The organism is Streptomyces sp. NPDC107575, from assembly GCF_055657265.1.
Genome location: NZ_JBVKBG010000002.1, coordinates 692919 through 711220, shown reverse-complemented (window position 1 = coordinate 711220; position 18302 = coordinate 692919). Strand labels below are relative to the sequence as shown.

Here is an 18302-nt window from a genome sequence, read left to right as displayed (position 1 = left end):
GGGTCACTCACCGCCGCGCAGGATGGAGTTGCCTTCGTGGGTGGCGGGTTCCGCCGCCGGAACGTCGAGGCGCAGGCGTTCGCTGAGTCCGTAGAACGCGACGGGGTTGCGCCACAGCACGCGGTCGACGTCGTCGTCGGTGAAGCCGGAGGCGAGCATGGCGTCGGCGACCTGACGGGTCTTGAGCGGGTCGCTGTTGCCCCAGTCGGCGGCGGAGTTGACGAGTACCTTCTCCGGGCCGTGCACGCGCAGGATCTCCACCATCCGCTCCTCGTCCATCTTGGTGTCGGGGTAGACGGAGAAGCCGAGCCAGGCGCCGGAGTCCTTGGCCTCCTTGACGGTGGTCTCGTTGAGGTGGTCGATCAGGACCCGCTCGACGGGCAGCGCGGACTCGCGGACGACGTCGAGGGTGCGGCGCAGTCCGGCGAGCTTGTCGCGGTGCGGGGTGTGCACGAGGGCGGGCAGGCCGTGGTCGGCGGCGAGTTGGAGCTGGGCGGCGAGCGCGGTGTCCTCGGCCGGGGTCATGGAGTCGTAGCCGATCTCGCCGACGGCGACGACGTTGTCCTTCACGAGGTAGCGGGGCAGCGCGTCCAGGACGGGCGTGCAGCGCGGGTCGTTCGCCTCCTTGGGGTTGAGGGCGATCGTGCAGTGGTGGGCGATGCCGTACTGGGCGGCGCGGAAGGGTTCCCAGCCCAGGAGGGAGTCGAAGTAGTCGAAGAAGGAGGCAGGCGAGGTGCGGGGCTGGCCGAGCCAGAAGGCCGGCTCCACCAGGGCCCGCACCCCGGCGGCGTGCATCGCCTTGTAGTCGTCGGTGGTGCGGGAGGTCATGTGGATGTGGGGGTCGAAGAGGCGCATCAGGACTCCTTGCCGTGGGGATCGGCCCGGCCGTCCTTCGGCGGCTCGGGCGCGGTGAGGGCCAGGACGCGGTGCAGGTCGTCGGGGACGGGGCGCCCCGCGGCGGTGCGCTCGTCGGCGAAGTCGCGCAGCATCCGGGCGAGTTCGCCGTCGCCGTGGGCGCGCTCGGCGAGCCGTCCGACGGCGGCCACCGGCACCCCGGTGAACAGGCACTTGAGGACGGCGTGCCGCCACGCGTGGGCGGGCAGGTGGGCGGCGGCGTACGGCCCGACGGCGGCGGCCACGAGGCGGGTGTCGTTGGCGCGCAGGGCGTCCTCGACGAGGGGACGGGCGTCGGGGCCGGTGACGAGGTGGGGCAGGGCGAGCAGGACGGCGCGGCGTTCGGCGGCGGTGCCCTGGTTGTACAGCGCGGTGAGGGTGGCGGTGTCGGCGCGGGCGGCGTCCAGCAGCAGGAGTCGGGCGGCGTCCGCGCGTTCGTCGCCGACGCGGCGCCCGGCTTCGGCGAACCGCAACTGCCAGGCGGGGAGCGCCTGTTCGGGCCGGGGCCGGTCTGGCCGTCCGCCCGCGTCGGCGAGTGCCGCGTGCAGCCAGCCGCGGGCGGCGGGGTCCAGCGCGGCGTCGAGACGTTCGCGGACGGTGCCGAGGGCCGGGAGGGTGCCGGTATCAGTGCCGGTGCCGTGCGTCATGGTGTGCCTCCTCGCAGCGCCGCCGACGGCGTCACGGAGCGCAGGAAGTCGATGGACTGCGCGGCCAGTTGGGGTCCCGCGTGGGAGTGGCGGGGCAGTTCGACGACGGTCAGGCCCCGGTAGCCGGTGGCGGCGAGCGCGTCGAGCACGGGCGGGAAGTCGATCTCCCCTTCCCCGAACGGAAGGTGCTCGTGCACGCCCCGGCGCATGTCCTCGATCTGCACGTGCCGCAGCCAGGGCCCCGCCGCGCGGACGCAGTCGGCGGGAGACAGCGGCTCCAGGCACTGGCAGTGCCCGATGTCGAGGGTCAGTCCGAGCCCTTCGGGGCTGCCCAGGTCGCGGCGCAGCCGGTGGAAGTCGGTGAGCGTGGCGAGGAGGTGACCGGGTTCGGGCTCGATGGCGAGCGGGACACCGGTGGCCTCGGCGGCTTCCAGTACGGGGGTGAGCGCCGCGGCGAGGCGCTTCCAGGCGCTCTCCGGATCGGTGCCCTCGGGGGTACTGCCGCTGAAGCAGTGCACCGCGTGGGCGCCCAGGTCGGCGGCGACCTGGACGGCGCGGACGAGCAGTTGAGTGCGGGCGGCCCGGGCGTCGGGGTCCGGGTCGAGGAGGGAGGGGCCGTGTTTGCGGCGTGGGTCGAGAACGTAGCGGGCGCCGGTCTCCACGGTGGCCGTGAGCCGGTGCCGGTCCAGGGCGCGGGCCACCTCGGCGGTGCGCGCCGCGAGGTCCGGGGCGAGCGGGTCCAGGTGCATGTGGTCGAGGGTGAGCCCGACTCCGTCGTAGCCGAGGTCGGCGAGGAGGCCGAGGGCGTCGCCGAGGCGCAGGTCGGTGAGGCCGTTGGTGCCGTAGCCCCAGCGCGGTGGGGCCGGCCCGGTTCCGGTGGCGGTCACGTGATGCTCACCTTCTTCGCGAACCGACGGGCCAGGGGCGCGAGGGCGAGGGTGCCAAGCGCGGTCACGGGGGCACCGGAGCGGGCGGCCAGCGCGGACTGGAGGGGCACGAGCGCGCGGATCCCGGCCCCGACGGCGCGTTGGGTGAGCGCGGGCGAGGGGTTGAGGGTGGCGTGGAACAGGGGGCGCAGGGCGGTGACCGCGTACGCGGCGGCGGGGAGGGCGACGGTGACCGGGGCGGGACTGGTGGGCCGGCCCCGTCGATCCGGACGCCCCGCCCGTGCCGTGAGGAGTGTCGCCGCGATGGCGGCGCCGGTGGCCAGGGCCTTCAGCGGGGCGGCGCTGGACCCGCCCTGGGCCTCCGTGCGGGAGACGGTGGTCACGGCGGTGGTGTGGACGGCGAGGGCGGCGGCTGCGGCGAGGGGCGCCGCCGGCGTGGCGAGCGCGGCACTGGCCGACCTCAGGGGCACGCGTGCTCCCGCCGGGGCGGCGTCCGGGCCCGGCGCACCGAGCGTTCCCGCCCGGTCGGCGCCCCCGGCACGGACCGGGTTCGGGACACCGCGTGCCCCCGCTAGAAAGGCGGCCGCGGTACGGGCCAGGTCCGGGGCACCGGGTGCTCCCGCCCGGTCGGCGGCCATGGGAACGGCCGGCCTCAAGGCCCCCCGTGCCCCCGCCCCGACCGTTGCCGTCGCTCCCATCAGGAGGTCGAGGGCGCGGGCCGTGCCCATGGCTGCGGGGCCCGCCGCGGTGGACTTGAGGCGGAGGTCGTACGCCCACACCGTGGCCGCGAGGGCCGTGGCGAGTGCGCCGGTCGTGCGGTCGGAGCGGTGGGCCAGGGCGAGGCCGGTGGCGGTCAGGGCTCCGGCCGCCGCCAGGGCGTGGGCCGGGCGGATGCGGCCGGAGGGGAGCGGGCGGTGCGGGCGGTCGCGGGCGTCCTCGTCGCGGTCGGCCCAGTCGTTGAGGGCCATGCCCGCCGTGTACAGGCTGACGGAGGCGCCGAGGGCCAGGAGTGTGCCGCGGGTGGGGCGGCTGCCCGCGGCGGCGGCCCCGGCCAGGACGTCGCCGGGCAGGGTGAACAGGGCCGGGAGCCGCAGGAGTTCCGCCCAGGCCCGTCCCGCCCCGCTCACGCCGCACCGTCCCGCAGGCGGTCCGCGAAGGCGAGCAGGGCCTCGTACTGGTGGTCCAGGTCGGAGGACGCGCCGGGGTCGGGATCCTTGAAGTAGAAGCCCAGCTCGGGCCGGGGGCCGGTCAGTCCGGACCGCGCGGCGCGCAGCAGCAGGCGGGCCAGGTCGAGGACGAGGGGCGCGGCGAGGGCCGAGTCGCAGCCCTGCCACGTGGTCTGGAGGGTCATCCGCGCGCCGAGGAAGCCGTCGAAGGCGATGTGGTCCCACGCCGTCTTCCAGTCGCCGAGCGCCGGGACGTCGTCGATGTGGACCTCGCCCTGAGGGACGGTGCCGAGGGTGTCGGCGAGGACGCGTTCCTTGCCGGCGTTCTTCGCGGCGGCCGCGGCCGGATCGGCGAGGGCCGCGCCGTCGCCGCCGCCGAGGAGGTTGGTGCCGGACCAGGCGCGCACGTCGAGCGCGCGCTTGCGGAACATCGGGCCGAGCACGGACCGCAGCAGGGTCTGCCCGGTCTTGCCGTCGCGGCCCGCGAAGGGCACGCCCGCGGCGCGGGCCGCGTGCTGAAGAGAGGGGTGGTGGAGTCCCGTGGAGGGGGTGAAGTTGATGTACGGGCAACCGGCGCGCAGGGCCGCCGCCGCGTACAGGGAGCTGGCCGGGAGGTCGTCGCCGTGCGGGGGTGCCTCGGTGGAGGCGACGTTGACGACGACGGCCCCGGCCAGGGCGTGGCGTCGTACGAAGGACTGGATGTCGGCGGTGAAGGCGGCGATCAGCTCGTCCTGGGTACGGCCGTCGCCGGGAAACGGCCCGCCGGGTCTGATCTCCCGGTCGGCGGCGGCGAGTTCGCCGTGCACCGCGCCGGGCAGGCCGTGCGGCAGCACTCCCCCGGCGGCGAGCTGCTCGGCGCGCTTGGGCAGCGGGCAGTCGAGGGTGTCGTGGCCGCCGAAGACGAGCGACGTCAGGGCGGGCAGGGCCGCCGTCGTGAACGGCTCGGTCTCCGTGACCATCCCGGAGGGCGGATGGAGCCCGGCGCCGACGGCGGCGCAGCCCGCGATCGCCGTGGTGGCGACGGACCCGCGGGCCCCGATCAGCCACACACCGAACCGCGGGCCGGTTGAGGACGGAGGGCAGGACGGTCCGGCGGACATGGGCAGCCTCCTAGTCGAGCGTGAAGCCATGCGAGACGTCATGCGTGAAGTGATGCCTGCGCAGTCGCGGGAATCTGCTGGGTGGTGCCCCGCCCGGCGGGGCGGGGCAAGGCGGCGGGCGGGGGTCCGGCGTCCCTCGCCCGCCGCCGTCCTAGTCGCCCGTGCCGGGCAGTGCGCCCGTGTCGGACGCGGTGGTGAGTTCCTTCAGGCGGATCTTGCGGAAGGACACCTGGTCGGAGTCGCCGTGGTTCTGCAGGCCGATGTAGCCGTCGGTCAGGCTCCGCGCGGGGTCCTTGTTGGTGAAGTCGTTGACCTCGACTCCGTTGAGGAACACCTGGAGGCGTTCGCCCCGCACCTTGATCTCGTAGGAGTTCCACTCCCCCGGCGGCTTCAGGGCCTTGTCGCGGGCCGCGAGGTCGGCGGACTGGAAGGAGTAGACCGCGCCGGTGGTGCGGTCGGGCGCGTCGGTGGCGTCGATCTGGATCTCGTAGCCCTTGTCGACGGCCGACCAGGGGTCGTCGGAGGCCGGGAAGCCCACGAAGACACCGGAGTTGTCGTCGCCGTCGGCGCTCGACATCTTCCAGTCGAGCTTCAGGGAGTACGACGTCAGCTCCTTGGCCTGGTACCAGAGCAGGCCCATGCCGCCTTGGGAGTCGAGCGTCCCCTTCGCCGGGTCCACGGTGAAGCCGCCGGGTCCCGCCTGTTTCCAGCCGTCGAGCGTCTTGCCGTTGAAGATGTCCCGGTAGCCGGTGTTCGGGCGGCAGTTGGCGGCGACCTTCCCGGTGACGTAGCGCAGTCCGCCGCGCAGGTGGCCGCGGAACGCGGGGTCGGCGTAGGACTCCTTGGTGTGTCCGCCGCCGGTGTAGAAGGCGCGGCCGCCGCCGTAGTTCTGGCACCAGGCGATCGGGTGGTCGCCCTTCATGGTGCCGCCGCTGTACGTCGTCTCGTCGAGGGAGGCGAGGACGTGCACCTTGTCGCGCGGGTTGGAGCGGTAGTTGTACCACTCGTCGGTGCGCTGCCAGGCGTCCGGCAGATCGTGCGTCGCCGGATGCCTGTGGTCCTCGACGCGGACCGTGGCCGGCTGGATCGCCGGATGCCCCTGGAACCAGGCGCCGACGAGGCCGCCGTAGTAGTCCCAGTCGTACTCGGTGTCGGCGGCGGCGTGCACGCCCAGGTAGCCGCCGCCCTTGGCGACGTACCCCTCGAACGCCTTCTGTTGCGCGGCGTCGAGCACGTCGCCGGTGGTGGAGAGGAAGACGACGGCCTTGTACCGGGCGAGGTTGCCCGGGGTGAAGGCGGTCGCGTCCTCGGTGGTGTCGACGGCCATCTTGTCGGCGGCGCCGAGTTCCTTCAGGGCGGCGATGCCCTCGGGGATGGAGTCGTGCCGGAACCCGGCGGTCTTGGAGAACACCAGGACCCGGTCCCGGGCCCCGGCGCCCTCGGGCGCCGAGGTGGCCGGGACCGTCAAACCGCCGATGAGCAGGGCAGCGGCGGTCGTGGCGAGGCCGATGCGTACGGAAGCGCGCATGCCGTCCTGCTCCTCTCAGCTCGTGGTGAAGGTGAAGTCGTCGATCTCGAACAGGTTGTTGCCGCCCTTGCCCTTGAAGACCAGGTAGAGCGTGGTGCTCTTGGTGGTCTGCTTGCTGATGGCGGTGGTGACGTCGGCGTACGTCTCCCAGGAGCCGGTGGGCGCGACCTTGGCGCTGCCGACGAGCCGGCCGGTGGCCGAGCCGGTGCGGATCTCCAGGGTGCCGCCGGGGCCCGCGGAGGCGACGCGCGCCTTCAGGGACTTGGCGTTGCCGATGGCGTAGGGCTTGAAGGAGATCCAGTCGCCGTTCTCGATGGTGCCGACGGCCTTGCCGCCGTTGGCCGCGTCGTGGCTGACGACCGAGACACCCTTCGAGTCGCCGTAGTGCTCGGCCTGGCGGTGCTTCTGCTGGGTGACGTGCTGGTCGTGCGTGGTCAGCGCCGGCTGGCCGTTCGCGCCCTTGTCGGTGTACTCGGCGTCGAAGACACCGAAGACGTTGGCGTTCGGGTCGTGCTCGCTGTCGGCGCTGGTCTGGATGGTGCCGGAGCAGCCCGTGGCCGAGGTGATCGGGTGGCCGTGGCTGTCGTGGCCGAGGATGTGGGTGACCTTGACCTTGGAGCAGTCGATGGCCCCGTCCTCCGGGTCGGTGACCTTCACCTTGAAGGGGACCTTGTCGCCGAACGTGAACAGCTGGCCGTCGGCGGGCAGTTCCAGGGTCACCTTGGGCGCGGTGTTGCCGACGACGAGGTGCACGTCGGCGCTGCCGGTGCGGCCCGTGGAGTCCTTGGCGGTGACGGTCGCGGTGTAGGTGCCGTTCTTCTTGTACGTGTGGCTGGGCGAGGCGCCGGTGCCGGTGGTGCCGTCGCCGAAGTTCCAGGAGTACGTGAGCGCGTCACCGTCGGCGTCCGATGCGGTGGAGGTGAACTGCGTCTTCAGGGGCGCCTGGCCGGAGGTCCTGTCGGCCTTGGCGTCGATGGTCGGCGAGTGTCCGTCGGTGGCGTTCTCGATGCGGTACAGGGCGGAGTTCTCGTCGCCGCCGAACCAGGAGAGGCCGTAGTCGAGGACGTACAGGGCGCCGTCGGGGCCGAAGGCCATGTCCATCACCTGGGTGCCGGTCCAGGGGAACGGGTTGATCGAGGTGACCTTGCCGTCGCCGTCCTGCTCGATCCGCTTGATCCACTGGCGGCCGAACTCGCCGGCGAAGAAGTCGCCGTCGTACGCCTCGGGGAACTTCACCGGGGAGGTGTTGGCGGCGTCGTAGCGGTAGACGGGGCCGCCCATCGGGGACTCGGAGCCGGAGCCGAACTCCGGGACGGAGCCGCCGTCGTAGGGGATCCACGCGGCCTGCGCGGGCGGCAGGTCGGTGAGTCCTGTGTTGTGCGGCGAGGTGTTCTTCGGTGCCGCGCAGTCGAAGTTCGAGCCGGAGGCACCGGTCGCGAAGTCGTAGTCGACGTAGGCGTCGTTGTCGCCGGTGCAGTACGGCCAGCCGAAGTTCCCGGCCTTCGTGACGCGGGCGAACTCGACCTGTCCTGCCGGGCCCCGCTTGGCGTCGGCGGTGCCCGCGTCGGGCCCGTAGTCGCCGACGTAGACGATGCCGGTGGGCTTGTCGACGCTCATCCGGAACGGATTGCGGAAGCCCATCGCGTAGATCTCGGGGCGCGTCTTGTCGGTGCCGGGGGCGAACAGGTTGCCGTCCGGGATGGTGTACGAGCCGTCGTCCGCGACCTTGACGCGCAGGATCTTGCCGCGGAGGTCGTTGGTGTTCCCGGAGGAACGCTGGGCGTCGTAGGCCGGGTTGCGGGTGGAGCGCTCGTCGATGGGTGTGTAGCCGTCGGAGGCGAAGGGGTTGGAGTCGTCGCCCGTCGACAGGTACAGGTTGCCGTCCTTGTCGAAGTCGATGTCGCCGCCGACGTGGCAGCAGATGCCGCGCGAGGTCTGGACGTCGAGGACCTTCTTCTCGGAGGCCTTGTCGAGCGTGCCGTCGGCGTTGAGCGTGAAGCGGGAGAGCCGGTTGTAGCCGTCGAAGGGGGCGAAGTCGGCGGCCGTGCCGTCGTTGGGGGCGTCGCCCGCCGGGGTGTTCAGCGGGGGCGCGTAGTAGAGGTAGATCGCGCGGTTCTCGCTGAAGTTCGGGTCGACGCCGACGCCCTGGAGGCCCTCTTCGTCGTGGGTGTAGACGTCGAGCTTGCCGGCGACCTTGGTGGTGCCGTTCTCGTCGGTCAGGCGCAGCACGCCGTCGCGAGAGGTGTGCAGGACCTTGCGGTCCGGCAGCACGGCCAGCGACATCGGCTCGCCGACCTCCTCCGCGCCCTTGGCGAGCGTGACCTGCTGGAAGTCCTCGGCCGCGGCCGTGCCGGCCACGGGCGCGGGGGCAGCGGCCGCCGAGAAGGTGAGCGAGGCGGCGGCGAGCAGGGTGCCGGTGAGCAGGGCGAGTGCGTTGCGGGTTCTCAGGCGTTTCCTGTGCACGGGTTCCTCCGGACAGAGGGGCGGGTCGTGCGATGCGCCGGGGCGCGCCGTCGCCCCGGAAGGATCTGTGCCGTGAGTGCCATGTGTGAGCCGTGCGGTCGTTCGGGGGAGGACGCTAGCTGCGTTTGTCCCGTTCGAACAGACCTTGTACGCAGAAGAGTTGAGCTTTTTCCTACTTCAGGACAAAGCCGTATTCGGGCATGGCCGACCGACCGCGCGGCCACCGGTTCCGGTCGCGCGGCCGTGGCCCCCGCGTCAGCTGTTGAACGCCGCGTCGAAGGACGCCGTCGGCGGTTCGTAGTCGAACGCCTTCAGGCGGGTCAGGGCCTCGGGGGCGCCCTGGAGGCGGTCCATGCCCGCGTCCTCCCACTCCACGGAGATGGGCCCGGAGTAGTCGATGGAGCGGAGCATGCGGAACACGTCCTCCCAGGGGACGTCCCCGTGCCCGGCGGACACGAAGTCCCAGCCGCGGCGGGGGTCTCCCCAGGGGAGGTGGGAGCCGAGGCGGCCGTTGCGGCCGTCGAGACGCTTGCGGGCCTCCTTGCAGTCGACGTGCAGGATGCGGTCCTTGAAGTCCCACAGGAAGCCGACCGGGTCGAGGTCCTGCCACACGAAGTGCGAGGGGTCGAAGTTCAGGCCGAAGGCCGGGCGGTGGTCGAGCGCCTCGAGCGCCTTGTGCGTGGTCCAGTAGTCGTACGCGATCTCGCTGGGGTGGACCTCGTGGGCGAAGCGGACGCCCTCGGCGTCGAACACGTCGAGGATCGGGTTCCAGCGCTCGGCGAAGTCCTCGTAGCCGCGCTCGATCATCGACTCGGGCGCGGGCGGGAACATGGCGACGAGGTGCCAGATGGCCGATCCTGTGAAGCCGATGACGGTGTCGACGCCGAAGAGGGCGGCCGCGCGGGCGGTGTCCTTGATCTCGGCGGCGGCCCGCTGCCGGACCCCCTCGGCCTCGCCGTGCCCCCAGATGCGGGAGGGCAGGATCGCCTCGTGGCGTTCGTCGATGATGGCGTCGCAGACGGCCTGGCCGACCAGGTGGTTGGAGATGGCCCAGCACTTGAGGCCGTACTTGTCGAGCAGGGCGTGACGTCCCTTGACGTAGCCGGGGTCGTCGAGGGCCTTGTCGACCTCGAAGTGGTCGCCCCAGCAGGCGAGTTCGAGGCCGTCGTACCCGGCGTCGCGGGCGATGCGGCACACGTCCTCGAGCGGCAGGTCGGCCCACTGACCGGTGAAGAGGGTGAACGGGCGGGGCATGGATGGCTCCTCTCGGGTCGGGGGCTCTCAGGCGGGGACAGGGGTGTACACGGAGTTCTTGGCGGCGCTCTCCTCGACCGCCGCGAGGACGCGCTGCACCTGGAGCCCGTCGGCGAACGAGGGCCGGGGCTGTGCTCCCTCGGCGATGGCGGTGACGAGGTCGCGGGCCTGGTGGGTGAACGTGTGCTCGTAACCGAGGCCGTGCCCGGGCGGCCACCAGGCCTCCAGATAGGGGTGGCCCGGCTCGGTGGCGAGGATCCGCCGGAAGCCGGCCTGCTCGGCGGGTTCGGTGTGGTCGTGGAAGGACAGTTCGTTGAGGCGCTCCAGGTCGAAGGCCAACGAGCCCTGGGAGCCGTTGAGTTCGATCGTGAGCGCGTTCTTGCGGCCCGTCGCGAACCGGGTGGCCTCGAAGGAGGCGAGGGCGCCGGAGGCGAACCGGCCGGTGAACAGGGCCGCGTCGTCGACCGTGACCGGCCCGGTGCCGGCGTCGCCGCCCCCGGCCGCCGACAGGCCGGAGGACGCCCCGTCCAGGAGCGGGCGTTCGCGCACGAAGGTCTCGGTGAGCGCCGAGACCCCGGTCACGGGTTCGCCCGCGAGGTACTGGGCGAGGTCCACCGCGTGCGCGCCGAGGTCGCCGAGAGCGCCGGAGCCCGCGTGCGGCTTCTGCATCCGCCAGGTGAGCGGGAAGGCGGGATCGACGAGCCAGTCCTGGAGGTAGTGCGCGCGGACATGGCGCAAGGTGCCGATGCGCCCCTCGGCGACCATGCGGCGGGCCAGCGCGAGGGCCGGGACGCGGCGGTAGTTGAAGCCGACCATCGCCAACTGGCCGCGCGAGGCCGCCCGTTCGGCGGCCTCGGCCATCGCCTCCGCCTCCCCCACCGAGTTGGCGAGCGGCTTCTCGCACAGCACGTGCTTGCCGGCCTCCAGGGCGGCGACGGCGATCTCGGCGTGGCTGTCGCCGGGGGTGCAGATGTCGACCAGGTCGACGTCGTCCCGCGCGATCAGCGCCCGCCAGTCGGTCTCGGCCGCGGCCCACCCGAGCCGGTCGGCCGCGGCCCGCACCCCCGAGCTGTCACGGCCGCAGATCGCGGCGAGCGCGGGCGTGAGCGGCAGGTCGAAGACGCGGCCCACGGTGCGCCACCCCTGCGAGTGGGCGGCGCCCATGAACGCGTAGCCGACCATGCCGACGCCCAGGACGGGCCTCGCCCCGTCGTGTCCGTTGCTGCCTGCCATGCAGAAGTCCTCCTCGTCCGCGCGGTGCTGGGGGGATACGCCGTACGGGCGGGGCTCACTTGAAGCCGGTGGGCATGTACTGGTCGACGTTCTTCTTGTCGACGACGGCCGAGTACAGGGTCACGTGCGCGGGGATCTCGAACTCGGCCATGCCGCTGATGCCCCGGCCCTGGCCCAGCGCGCGGGCCAGGTCGATCGCGGAGGCGGCCATGGTCGGCGGGTACAGGACGGTGGCCTTCAGCACGCCCCGGTCCTGCTTGATCTCCTCGAAGGCGGAGAGCGCGCCCGCGCCGCCGACCATCAGGAAGTCGTCCCGCCCTGCCTGCTTGATGGCGCGCAGGGCGCCGACACCCTGGTCGTCGTCGTGGTTCCACAGGGCGTCGAAGTCCTTCTGCGCCTGCAGGAGCTGGGCCATCTTGGCCTGCCCGGACTCGACGGTGAACTCGGCGGCCTGCCGGGCCACCTTCTTGATGTTGGGGTAGTTCTTCAGGGCGGCGTCGAAGCCCTCGCTGCGCTGTTTGGTGAGTTCGAGGTTGTCGAGCCCGGCGAGCTCGACGACCTTCGCGTTCTTCTTGTCCTTGAGCTGCTCGCCGATGTAGTGCCCGGCGCTCAGGCCCATGCCGTAGTTGTCGCCGCCGATCCAGCAGCGGTACGCCTGCGGGGTGTTGAAGATGCGGTCGAGGTTCACGACGGGGATGCCGGCGCGCATCGCCTTGAGGCCCACCTGGGTCAGCGCCTTGCCGTCGGCGGGCAGCACGACGAGGACGTCGACCTTCTTGTTGATGAGGGTCTCGACCTGGCCGATCTGCGCGGCGGTGTCATTGGAGCCCTCGGTGGTCTCCAGGGTGACGTCCGCGTACTTCTTGGCGCGTTCCTTGGCGTTGTCGTTGATGGCGTTGAGCCAGCCGTGGTCGGCCTGCGGGCCCGCGAAGCCGATGGTGACCTGCTTGCCCTTCTTCTCGTCGGCGACCGGCTGGTCGGCCGCCTTCTTGTCGTCGCTCTTGTCGCTCGGCTCGTTGCTGGTGCAGGCGGTGAGCAGTCCGCCCGCGGTGACGGCCGCGGCCGCGCCGAAGATCAGTCCTCGGCGGCTCGTTGTCTCTGGCATGGCGTGTCCCTTTCCGCGTTTCAGTGGGATGTGCTGGCCGTGCGCCGCTGCACCAGGACCGCCACGACGATGATGGCGCCCTTGGCGATCTGCTGGACGTCGCTCTGCAGGTTGTTCAGCGCGAAGATGTTCTGGATCGTGATGAAGATCAGGACGCCGAGGACGGAGCCGACGATGGTGCCGCGCCCGCCGGTGAGCAGGGTGCCGCCGATGATCGCGGCGGCGATGGCGTCGAGTTCGTAGAGGTTGCCGTTGGTGTTCTGGCCCGAGCCGGAGAGCACGATCAGCAGGAAGGCCGCGATGCCGCAGCACAGGCCGGAGAGCAGATACAGATAGAGGCGCTGGCGGCGCACGTCGATGCCGGCGAGGCGGGCCGCCTCCGCGTTGCCGCCGACGGCGACGGTGCGGCGGCCGAAGGTGGTGCGGTTCAGGACCAGCCAGCCGATGACGGTGACCGCGACGAACACGAGCACCAGGGGCGGGATCCCGAGGACGTACGAGTCGCGCTCGCCGAGCTTCAGCACGCCGGGCACGGTGACCATCTGGGTCTTGCCGTCGGTGATCTGCAGGGCGAGGCCGCGGCCCGAGGCGAGCATGGCGAGCGTGGCGATGAACGGGACCATGCCGCCGTACGCGATCAGTACGCCGTTGACGAGGCCGCAGCCGACGCCGACGAGGATCGCCGTGAACAGGACGCCGGCGAAGCCGTACTCCTGGGTGGCGACGGTGGTGGCCCAGACGCCGGCGAGGGCGACGATCGCGCCGACGGAGAGGTCGATGCCGCCGGAGATGATCACGAAGGTCATGCCGACGGTGACGACGCCGATGACAGAGGCCTGGGTGAGGACGAGCTGGAGGTTGTCCGTGTCCAGGAAGGAGTCCGGCTGTGTGATGCCGCCGATCACGACCAGGGCGGCGAGGACGCCGAGGAGCGAGAGCGTGCGGACGTCCATCCGGGCGACGCGGGGGTGGCTCTTGGCCGGGGCGGCCTCGGGGGCCGCCGGACTGGCGGCGGGTGCGGGGTGCGTCATGACGCCAGGTCCCTTCGGGGGCGGGTGGTGTGGGCTCGGTCGGGTGCCTTCGTTGTCCTGATCGCGGTTCCTCGCCGCGTCGCCCCTCATCGCGAGCCCTCAAGCACCAGGTCGAGGACCCCGTGCTCGTCCAGGTCGGTCGCCGGTGACTCGTGGATCACCCGGCCCTCCCTGAGGACCAGGACCCGGTCGGCGAGGCCGAGCACCTCGGGGACCTCGCTGGAGACGAGGAGGACGGCGAGTCCCTCGTCGGCGAGGCGGCGGATCACGGCGTACAGCTCGGCGCGGGCGCCGACGTCGACGCCGCGGGTCGGCTCGTCGAGCAGCAGCACCCGGCAGCCGCGCAGCAGCCAGCGGGCGAGCACGGCCTTCTGCTGGTTGCCGCCGGAGAGCGTGCGCACGGCCACGGAGGGGTCGTCGGGGCTCAGGGACAGTTCGCGGGTGGCGCCGCGGGCGGCCTCGCGCTCCCGGCCGCGATCGAGCCAACCTCCGTACGAGAAGCGGGACATGGAGGAGACGGAGACGTTGCGGGTGACGGATTCGAGCATCAGCAGGGCCTGCGCCTTGCGCTCCTCGGGGGCGAGCCCGAGCCCCGCGCGGACGGCGGCGCGGACGCTGCCGGTGCGCAACGGCTTTCCGTCCAGGTGGATCTGACCGGCCGTCGGTTTTCGGGCGCCGTAGATGGTCTCCAGGATCTCGGAGCGCCCCGAGCCGACGAGTCCGGCGAGGCCGACGATCTCGCCGGGCCGGATGTCAAGGTCGAGCGGTTCGAACTCCCCCTCGCGGGTGAGGCCTTGGACCCTCAGGAGCGGCTCCGTGCGGGGCCCGGTGTTGGGCCGGTCCGGGAAGACGTACTCGACGTTGCGGCCCGTCATCAGGGAGATGATGTCGCGGGTCGGGGTGGACTCGGCGGGCAGTCCCACGGCCACCGCGCGGCCGTCCTTGAGGACGGTGACCCGGTCGCCGATGCGGCGGATCTCCTCCAGGCGGTGGGAGATGTAGACGACGGCGACGCCCTGGGCGGTCAGGTCGCCGACGATCCGGAAGAGGTTCTCGACCTCGTCGGGGTCGAGCGCGGCGGACGGCTCGTCCATGACCATGAGGCGTACGTCGTGGGAGAGCGCGCGGGCCATGGAGACGATCTGCTGGTGGGCGGCGGACAGGTCGCCGACGAGACGCTCGGGGTCGATCTCGGGGTGGCCGAGCCGCCGCAGCAGCGCGGCCGTCTCGGTGCGGGCGGCGCGTCCGCGGACGACGAATCCGCCGGCGGTCGGCTCGTGCCCGAGGAACACGTTCTCGGCCACGGACAGGGCCTCCACCAGGTCGAGTTCCTGGTAGATGGTGGCGACGCCGAGGCGCATCGCGGCGATCGGCGAGCGCAGCGCGACGTGTTCGCCGCGCCAGGTGATGACGCCGTCGTCGGGCTGGTGCGCCCCGGCGAGGACCTTGATCAGGGTGGACTTCCCGGCCCCGTTCTGGCCGAGGAGACAGTGCACCTCCCCGGCCTGGACCTCCAGGTCGACGCCGTCCAGGGCGCGCACGCCGGGGAACGACTTGGTGATGCCGGACATGGTGAGCAGCGGTGGGGCGGTGGCCGTATCGGGTCCCATGACGGTTCCCCTCGGGGCAGGTGCGGACCGGTTTCAGGGCAGAGCGGGGCAGAGCGCCGTACAAGGTGTGCGTCGTGCGAGGTGCGCGTGGAGCGGCTGGGCTTACGCGGGTGAGAACAGGTGATCGCTGATCAGTCGGGCGCCGCCGGTCACTCCGGCGGTGGGCCCCAACTCCCCGAGAACGATGGGGAGGTTGCCGGTCGCCAGGGGGAGCGACTGGCGGTAGACCTGGGTGCGCAGGGCGGCCAGCAAGGTGTGACCGAGCCCGGTGACACCGCCGCCGATGACGACGAGTCCCGGGTTGAAGAAGCTGACGAGGGACGCGATGACCTGCCCGGTGCGGTTGCCGCCCTCACGGATCAGGTCCAGGCATGTGGTGTCACCGGCCGCGGCGGCCGCCGCGACGTCGGCGGCGGTGAGCCGGCCGGCGCTCTCCAGGCGGGCGGCGAGTTCCGCGGAGCTGCCGTCGCGGGCGGCGGCCTCCGCGTCCCGTGCGAGCGCGGCGCCGCTGAAGTGGGCTTCCAGGCAGCCCTTGTTGCCGCAGGCGCACTGCCGGCCGTCCTGCTCGACGCGGATGTGCCCGATGTCGCCCGCAGAGCCGGTGGTGCCGCGGTGGACCTCGCCGCCGACGACGATGCCGCAGCCGATACCGGTGCCGATCTTGACGCAGAGGAAGTCGCTCGCCTGCCGGGCGACGCCCGCGTGCTGCTCCCCCATCGCCATCAGGTTCACGTCGTTGTCGACCATGACGGGGCAGCCCAGTTCCTGGCTGAGCGCCTCGCGGACCGGGAAGCCGTCCCAGCCGGGCATGATCGGCGGCGCGACCGGGACACCTTCGGGGAACCGCACGGGCCCCGGCACGCCGATGCCCGCGCCGTCGAAGCCCTCGGCGAGCCCGGAGGCCTTCAACTTGGCCGCCATGGCGAGGACTTGCTCGAAGATCGCGACCGGCCCCTCGCGGACGTCCATGGGCTGGGCGATGTGACCGAGGATCTCCAGCTCGGCGTTGGTGACCGCGACGTCGACCGAGGTCGCGCCGATGTCCACGCCGAGGAAGCGGAGCGAGGGGGCGAGCCGGACGTTGTGGGAGCGGCGGCCGCCGCGCGAGGCGGCGAGTCCGTCGGCGACCACGAGCCCGGTGTCCAGGAGCCGGTCCACCTCCACGGCCAGCCGCGAGCGCGACAGTTCCACCTGATCGCCCAGCTGGGCGCGGGAGTTGGGCCCTTCGTCGCGCAGCAGCCGCAGCAGCCGCGCCTGGTGCCCGTTGGCCGGTCGAGCCGTCATGCGTCTCACGTGCCCCTCCCCGCCGCTCCGGGCCTCATGGGTGGTGGTGCCGTGCGCTCGTGCCGTCTTTCGTCGGGGAACGTAGCAGCGCCCACCCGGCACGGGAAGAAGTCGCGCGTGAATTGCTCCCAACTTTCTCCCGTCACAGGACAAAGGCGGAGCGGGACGCTGCCGGACGATCACGGTTCCGGTACCGCACGCGCCTCATCACGCTGCGACGAACCGGGGCACGCCGGGGAGCGGCGTCAGTCGCGCTCGCGGTGGTGGTAGGTCTCGCGGGTGTGCTCGGTGTGCGTCCGCATCACCGCCGTGGCCTTCGCCTCGTCGCGCGCGGAGATCGCCGCGATCAGCTGCCGGTGCTCGATCCAGGACTGCTCGCCGCGCTGCCGGGCGACGGGCTGGTAGTACCAGCGCACGCGCCGGTCGACCTGGCCCGCGAGTTCCCCCAGCACCACGTTGCCCGCGAGTTCCATGACCTTGGCGTGGAACTCCGCGTTCGTGGCGACGACCAGGTCCACGTCCCCGTCGGCGACGGCCTGCTCGCCCTTGGCGCACAGCGCCTCCAGCTCGGCGATGCCGGTCTTGCCCGCGTTGGCCGCCGCGAGCCGGGCCGCCTCGGCCTCCAACAGCGTACGGACGCTGAGGAGTTGGTCGGCCTCCTCCTCGGTCGGCTCGTGCACGAAGGCACCCTGTGCGGGGCGCAGATCCACCCAGCCCTCGGTGTTCAGCCGCTGCAGCGCCTCGCGCACCGGCTGGCGGGAGACCCCGAGGTGGCCGGCGAGCTCGCTCTCGACCAGGTGCTGGCCGGGCCGCAGGGCGCGCGTCGTAATCAGTTCGAGCAGCGCCTCGTAGACCCGCTCGCGCAGCGGTCCTGGGCGCTCGAGCTTGGGCACCGCCCCCTGCGGCAGTCCTGTGGACAACATCGCGGTCCCCCTCCTGGGCTTCGAGCATCCGGCAGGCCGGCTCCGACGGATTGCCGGATTGGCTTTGGAATACAGTTTACCGAGCGCAATCGCCACGGCTAGAGCGAGTTGACCTCGTCACATTCTGTATGCCGGAGGTACGCGACCTGGTCACGGGCAGCGCACGACCTGGCCCGCGTACGAGAGGTTGCCGCCGAAGCCGAAGAGCAACGCGGGCGCGCCGCTGACCAGTTCGCCGCGCTCGACCAGCTTCGACAGGGCGATCGGCACGCTCGCGGCGGAGGTGTTGCCGGAGTCGACGACGTCCCGGGCGATCACGGCGTTCACGGCGCCGATCTTCTCCGCGAGGGGTTCGATGATGCGCAGGTTGGCCTGGTGGAGGACGACCGCGGCGAGGTCGGCCGGGTCGAGTCCCGCCTTCTCGCAGGCCTGGCGGGCCAGCGGCGGCAGCGAGCGGGTGGCCCAGCGGTAGACGGACTGACCCTCCTGGGCGAAGCGGGCGGGCTCGCCCTCGATGCGCACGGCGTCACCCATCCCGGGCACCGAGCCCCACAGGACCGGGCCGATCCCCGGTTCCTCGCCCTCGGCGCACGGCTCGACGACGACGGCGCCCGCCCCGTCCCCGACCAGCACGCACGTCGAGCGGTCGGTCCAGTCGGTGACGGCGGACATCTTGTCGGCGCCGATGACCAGGGCGCGCGTCGCGGCCCCGGCGCGCAGCGTGTGGTCGGCGGTGGCGAGGGCGTGCGTGAAGCCCGCGCACACGACGTTCAGGTCGAGCGCGGCCGGGGACGGGACGCCGAGCCGGTGGGCGACGCGGGCCGCCATGTTCGGGGAGCGGTCCACGGCCGTGGACGTCGCGACGACGACCAGGTCGATGTCGGCCGCGGCAAGGCCCGCGGCGGCCAGGGCCTTGGCGGCGGCGTGCGCGGCGAGCTCGTCGACGGGCTCGTCGGGGCCCGCGATGTGCCGCGTGCGGATGCCGACGCGACTGCGGATCCACTCGTCATTGGTGTCCACCATGCCGGCCAGTTCCTCGTTGGTGAGGATCCTGGCGGGCTGGTGGTGCCCGATGCCGACAATGCGCGAACCGACCATGGAGGCCCCCTCGTGAGCTGCGGATCCTCCAGTCTGGTCAGCGACTCACGAGTAACGGGTGGCGGCCAGTGACAGGAAA

General features: G+C 72.3%; 15 protein-coding genes. All 15 read right to left on the bottom strand.

Annotated features, from left to right (window positions below):
* Positions 1-3: 3 nt before the first annotated feature.
* Positions 4-855 (bottom strand): TatD family hydrolase, encoded by an 852-nt coding sequence (locus ACZ7L4_RS09875; protein ID WP_472101215.1) that lies wholly within the window; start codon positions 853-855, stop codon positions 4-6.
* Positions 855-1541, bottom strand: coding sequence for an EboA domain-containing protein (locus tag ACZ7L4_RS09870; protein WP_472101214.1), 687 nt, complete (start codon positions 1539-1541; stop codon positions 855-857). The genes ACZ7L4_RS09875 and ACZ7L4_RS09870 overlap by 1 nt, the downstream gene beginning before the upstream one ends.
* Complete coding sequence (locus tag ACZ7L4_RS09865; protein ID WP_472101213.1) at positions 1538-2428, bottom strand: sugar phosphate isomerase/epimerase family protein; 891 nt, start codon at positions 2426-2428, stop codon at positions 1538-1540. The genes ACZ7L4_RS09870 and ACZ7L4_RS09865 overlap by 4 nt, the downstream gene beginning before the upstream one ends.
* A complete protein-coding gene (locus ACZ7L4_RS09860; RefSeq protein WP_472101212.1) occupies positions 2425-3555 on the bottom strand; it encodes an SCO3242 family prenyltransferase in 1131 nt (376 codons plus the stop codon). Before ACZ7L4_RS09860 ends, ACZ7L4_RS09865 begins: the two co-directional genes overlap by 4 nt.
* Positions 3552-4694 (bottom strand): inositol-3-phosphate synthase, encoded by a 1143-nt coding sequence (locus ACZ7L4_RS09855; protein WP_472101211.1) that lies wholly within the window; start codon positions 4692-4694, stop codon positions 3552-3554. The genes ACZ7L4_RS09860 and ACZ7L4_RS09855 overlap by 4 nt, the downstream gene beginning before the upstream one ends.
* 151 nt (positions 4695-4845) lie before the next feature.
* On the bottom strand, positions 4846-6222 hold the full coding sequence (locus ACZ7L4_RS09850) for a ThuA domain-containing protein (RefSeq protein ID WP_472101210.1): 1377 nt from the start codon (positions 6220-6222) through the stop codon (positions 4846-4848).
* A 15-nt stretch (positions 6223-6237) separates the two neighbouring features.
* Entirely contained in the window at positions 6238-8685 is a 2448-nt protein-coding gene (locus ACZ7L4_RS09845; protein ID WP_472101209.1) for a PQQ-dependent sugar dehydrogenase, read from the bottom strand.
* A gap of 255 nt (positions 8686-8940) precedes the next feature.
* A complete protein-coding gene (locus tag ACZ7L4_RS09840; protein ID WP_472101208.1) occupies positions 8941-9939 on the bottom strand; it encodes a sugar phosphate isomerase/epimerase family protein in 999 nt (332 codons plus the stop codon).
* Positions 9940-9966: 27 nt separating this feature from the next.
* A complete protein-coding gene (locus ACZ7L4_RS09835; RefSeq protein ID WP_472101207.1) occupies positions 9967-11172 on the bottom strand; it encodes a Gfo/Idh/MocA family protein in 1206 nt (401 codons plus the stop codon).
* 55 nt (positions 11173-11227) lie between these two features.
* The gene (locus tag ACZ7L4_RS09830; RefSeq protein WP_472101206.1) at positions 11228-12277 is read right to left on the bottom strand and encodes a substrate-binding domain-containing protein; all 1050 of its coding nucleotides are present in this window, start codon (positions 12275-12277) and stop codon (positions 11228-11230) included.
* A 20-nt stretch (positions 12278-12297) separates the two neighbouring features.
* Complete coding sequence (locus ACZ7L4_RS09825) at positions 12298-13230, bottom strand: ABC transporter permease (RefSeq protein ID WP_450815767.1); 933 nt, start codon at positions 13228-13230, stop codon at positions 12298-12300.
* Positions 13231-13394: 164 nt separating this feature from the next.
* On the bottom strand, positions 13395-14879 hold the full coding sequence (locus ACZ7L4_RS09820; protein WP_472101984.1) for a sugar ABC transporter ATP-binding protein: 1485 nt from the start codon (positions 14877-14879) through the stop codon (positions 13395-13397).
* A 141-nt stretch (positions 14880-15020) separates the two neighbouring features.
* On the bottom strand, positions 15021-16202 hold the full coding sequence (locus ACZ7L4_RS09815; RefSeq protein ID WP_472101205.1) for an ROK family transcriptional regulator: 1182 nt from the start codon (positions 16200-16202) through the stop codon (positions 15021-15023).
* A gap of 245 nt (positions 16203-16447) precedes the next feature.
* Positions 16448-17125, bottom strand: a complete 678-nt coding sequence (locus ACZ7L4_RS09810; protein WP_399232644.1) for a GntR family transcriptional regulator — start codon at positions 17123-17125, stop codon at positions 16448-16450.
* Positions 17126-17275: 150 nt separating this feature from the next.
* On the bottom strand, positions 17276-18223 hold the full coding sequence (locus tag ACZ7L4_RS09805) for a beta-ketoacyl-ACP synthase III (protein ID WP_472101204.1): 948 nt from the start codon (positions 18221-18223) through the stop codon (positions 17276-17278).
* Positions 18224-18302: the final 79 nt, after the last annotated feature.